Annotated in this window: 1 protein-coding gene; it reads left to right on the forward strand. The window is 49.4% G+C overall.

The annotated features are described in order from the left end of the window. Nucleotides 1–185: 185 nt before the first annotated feature. Nucleotides 186–1,209 (forward strand): ISL3 family transposase (locus EB812_RS11575; protein ID WP_242621285.1); only part of this gene is annotated, 1,024 nt, incomplete at its 3' end.

The following is a 1,209-nucleotide window of genomic DNA, read 5'->3' on the forward strand; positions in this document are numbered from 1 at the left end:
GGCTCTACCTCAAAGACGGGGGCATAGCGTCCCCAAGAAAAAATGGGCATACCAAGCAAAGCCGGTATGCCCACCAGGGCAACCTTTATTTTCCGACCAAAGAAAAAAGAGAAGGCCCTGTGGAAAGATTCTTAATTGGCTTGCGGGATTTTGCAATCGAAAAAGTGGTCAGTCACGTTCCCCCGGTGTTTGAGGCCAAGTGGACTGGCAAGAACTCTTGCCCACACTGCGCATGCGAAAAGCTACGCATAAAGGACTCATTCTGGAGGTCAATCCGGAATATTTCCATTCATGGAAGGGCGTCTCGGTTGTTGGTTCGTTGCCATAAATACCGATGTGAAAGCTGCGGTAGATATTTTAATACCAGGCTTGCAGGTATAAAAGTGTGGAGCAGAACAACAGAACTGCTCAAGCGCAATATTTTTCAGGCATATAACAAAGGCATTTCCTGCAAGGAAATCGCCAACGAACACCGCATAGGCGTAGCCAGCGTGGAGCGCTACTACCACCAGATGATGCAGCACACGAGCAGCCACTGGGTAAATCGCACCTGCCCGCGCATTCTAGGGATTGATGAGCACCGATTCACGCGCAGACAGGGCTTTGCAACCACGTTTTGCGATTTGGCCCGGCGTAGGGTCTTTGATGTGGTTAAGGGGCGCAGCGCCGCCGATATGCGCGATTTTTTGCAGTCGCTGCAAGGCCGTCATAAGGTAAAAATGGTCTGTATTGATATGAATTCTGCGTATCGCCGACTAGTGCGGGAATGGTTTCCCAATGCGCGCATTGTTGCGGACAGGTTTCATGTTATCAGGCTGGTGAATCAGCACTTTTCAGAGCTATGCAAAGAAATTGATGAAAAACATCTTGCTCATGGGCGCGGCGGCATGATGCGTATTTTACTGACCCGCAGAGATCGATTAACAGACGCCCAAAAAGAGCGACTACGAACATACTTTGCCGCCAGACCAGACATTGAATCGCTGTACGAGTTTTTGCATGAAACCGCGGATTTATTGCGTGTCCGGGCGCAAAACGTCGATTCCTGCCGCAGATATGTTGCTGAATTATTGAATAAAATTGATCAACTTCGAAAAACACCCTTCGCGCCGTTGCGCACCCTGGGCAAGACGTTGCATAATTGGCGGGAAGAAGTGGCCAGAATGTTCCGTTTTACTCGGAATAACGGCATTACAGAAGGTTTCCATC

The organism is Desulfovibrio legallii, assembly GCF_004309735.1.
Classification (GTDB): domain Bacteria; phylum Desulfobacterota; class Desulfovibrionia; order Desulfovibrionales; family Desulfovibrionaceae; genus Desulfovibrio; species Desulfovibrio legallii.